Here is a 2,179-nt window from a genome sequence, read left to right on the forward strand (position 1 = left end):
GGGTGACCGAGGACGTACCCGTGACCGACAGACCCGTGGCCGACACCTCCGTGGCCGACGCGCCGGTGGCCGGCGTGCCGGTCGCGGACGAGCCGGTCGGCGACGAGCCGGACATCCGGCGGCTCGACGACCTGCTGGAGGACCTCTACCACGGCCAGGAGCGGATCACCCAGGCCACCATCTACCGCCGGGCGGTCGCCGCGGAGCTGCCCGCTCAGCTGCTCACCCGGATCGCCGCGCTGCCCGAGGGCGAGTACTCGGTGGACGAGGTGGCGGATCTGCTCGGCGGGTCGGTCACCTGACGTTCCGGCGTCCCCCGCGAGAGGAGAGCGAGATGTCCCACCACGAGCAGCCGCACGAGAAGATCCCGGCGCTGGGCCAGCCCCCGGAGGGCGTGGACACGCTGCCGGAGCCGGACTTCGCCAACGAGCACGACAAGACCGCGGTGGACCGGGACGTGATCACCGGCGCGGACGAGGACGAGCGGGAGCCCGAACGGTCCCGGGGTTGGGCCGGTCAGAACCACGGGACGACCCCCACCTGACGGACCCGGCTGCCGACGCGACAGCGGGGGCCGGCGGATCGCCGGCCCCCGCTTCCCGCGGTAGGCGTCAGTCCTCGTCCCCCTCGGCGGCCTGCTGGGCCACCGCGTACGCCATCTGGAGGAAGTCCGAGGCGGCCACCGCGGTCAGCGCGGTGGCGACCAGCCGGGTCAGCCGCGGGGCGAACACCAGCCCGCCGGTCAGCCCGGTGGCCACCCAGACCGCCAGGCAGAACGGGCAGCTGAGCAACTCGCCGATGGCGTGCCGGGCGGAGCTGCCCGAGTCGCGCACCTGCTCCATCACCTCGCCGCTGCCGATCGGCTTGTCGTAGCGGGTGAACGGGGCGCGCAGCGGGCTGGTCACCGCGTCCTTGGACAGCAGCCGGCTCAGCTTGTGGGTCGCCACACAGAGCAGCACCACGTCGGCCGTGGCGGGGCGCTCGGGCACCGGCCGGCCGGTCAACCGGACCAGGCCGGCGATCGCCCCGGTCACCCCCGCGTAGGTGCCCATCGCCGCCAGATAGCCGCCCAGCGGCCGGTACTCGTTCGGTGCGTACGCCTGGCGCAGCCGCGCCACCTTGTCCCTCAGGTCGGTCACCCGGTCTCCTCGTGCTCCGCGCCGGCTCAGCCGGCCTGCAGGTTGTCCGCCACCTCGCGGGCGAGGCTGTCCAGGGCCTCACCGGCGAGCCGGTCGGGGTCGGTGCCACCGGTCAGGTCGAGGCGGACCCGGGCTCCGCCCGCGTCGACCGGGTCCACCCGCAGCTTCGCGCTCCAGTCGCCCGGGGCGGTCCAGCGCGCCGACAACTCCTCCGCGTCGGTGTGCTCGGCGGGAGTGCCGTCGACGCGCAGCGGACCGGGCAGCCACGCCGACGCCCGGTCCGGGTCGACCGCGGTGCTGAACACCACCTCCGGCGGCGCGGACACGCCGCGCTCGGCGGTCCCCATCACTCGTCCCGCAGCCGGCTCGGGTCGACCTCGCGGCCCGGGTGCCGGGCGAGGTACTCGGTCTCCAACTCGGCGGTGCGGCGCAGGTGGTTCGCCAACGCCGAGTCGGACGCGTGTCGCAGCGTGTCCAGCCGGGTGCGGTGCAGGCTGTGCATCTCGCGGATCAGGTCCTCGTCGGCCAGTTCGGCGGGGTCCACGCCGATCAGGTCGCCGTCGTCGTCCACGCCGGTGGACGCCATGTCGTGGACCTGATCGCCACCCCACTCGGGCATCCGCTGCTCCGGGCTCGGGAACTCGTCCTGTCGTATCGATCCGGTCATCACGCCCCCTGGTGGAGTTTCTGGCTGGCGTCTAGACGGATGCCCACACCGGGTCGCACCAAACCATTCCGGCGCGGACGGACTACGACACCGCGTCGGAGAACGGCGGCGGCCCCGGTACCCTCGATGCCATGAAGCGGCTCTGGACCCCGGCGTGGATCGTGCGCCACGTGGCCATGGTCGTGCTGGTCGCGGGTTTCCTGGCGCTGGGCTGGTGGCAGATCGGCCGGGCCGCCTCGGGCAACGCGCTGAGCTGGGCGTACGCCTTCGAGTGGCCGATCTTCGCGGGCTTCGTGGTGTTCGTCTGGTGGCGTGAGGTCCGCCACGCCCTGCGCGGGCCCGCCGCCCCGACCCCGGCGGCGCCGTCGGCGGC

Annotated in this window: 5 protein-coding genes and 1 pseudogene; 3 read left to right on the forward strand and 3 right to left on the reverse strand. The window is 74.1% G+C overall.

Annotated features, from left to right (window positions below; translation table 11 throughout):
- The first annotated feature begins 65 nt into the window (after positions 1-65).
- Together DLJ47_RS34550 and DLJ47_RS34555 are read left to right on the forward strand one after the other, a co-directional pair.
- Positions 66-302, forward strand: coding sequence for a hypothetical protein (locus tag DLJ47_RS34550; RefSeq protein WP_109906479.1), 237 nt, complete (start codon positions 66-68; stop codon positions 300-302).
- Positions 303-334: 32 nt separating this feature from the next.
- The gene (locus DLJ47_RS34555) at positions 335-544 is read left to right on the forward strand and encodes a hypothetical protein (RefSeq protein WP_088992272.1); all 210 of its coding nucleotides are present in this window, start codon (positions 335-337) and stop codon (positions 542-544) included.
- Positions 545-611: 67 nt separating this feature from the next.
- Here the strand turns inward: DLJ47_RS34555 and DLJ47_RS34560 are convergent, their stop codons facing one another.
- Genes DLJ47_RS34560 through DLJ47_RS34570 form a run of 3 tightly spaced genes read right to left on the reverse strand, consistent with a single transcriptional unit; the run spans position 612 to position 1,809 of the window.
- Positions 612-1,139, reverse strand: coding sequence for a DUF1360 domain-containing protein (locus DLJ47_RS34560; RefSeq protein WP_109906481.1), 528 nt, complete (start codon positions 1,137-1,139; stop codon positions 612-614).
- 26 nt (positions 1,140-1,165) lie between these two features.
- Positions 1,166-1,486 (reverse strand): hypothetical protein, encoded by a 321-nt coding sequence (locus DLJ47_RS34565; RefSeq protein ID WP_109906483.1) that lies wholly within the window; start codon positions 1,484-1,486, stop codon positions 1,166-1,168.
- The gene (locus DLJ47_RS34570) at positions 1,486-1,809 is read right to left on the reverse strand and encodes a DUF6158 family protein (RefSeq protein ID WP_088992269.1); all 324 of its coding nucleotides are present in this window, start codon (positions 1,807-1,809) and stop codon (positions 1,486-1,488) included. Before DLJ47_RS34570 ends, DLJ47_RS34565 begins: the two co-directional genes overlap by 1 nt.
- 128 nt (positions 1,810-1,937) lie before the next feature.
- Between DLJ47_RS34570 and DLJ47_RS34575 the strand changes: the two are divergent.
- Positions 1,938-2,179, forward strand: a pseudogene (locus tag DLJ47_RS34575) (hypothetical protein); the annotation flags it as partial.

This window comes from Micromonospora sp. S4605, from assembly GCF_003176715.1.
GTDB classification, from domain to species: Bacteria; Actinomycetota; Actinomycetes; order Mycobacteriales; family Micromonosporaceae; genus Micromonospora; species Micromonospora echinaurantiaca.

Excerpts from the sequence above, each read along its gene's own strand:
- DLJ47_RS34555 (WP_088992272.1), top strand. The coding sequence starts at position 335 with ATGTCCCACCACGAGCAGCCGCACGAGAAGATCCCGGCGCTGGGCCAG.
- DLJ47_RS34565 (WP_109906483.1), bottom strand. The coding sequence starts at position 1,486 with ATGGGGACCGCCGAGCGCGGCGTGTCCGCGCCGCCGGAGGTGGTGTTC.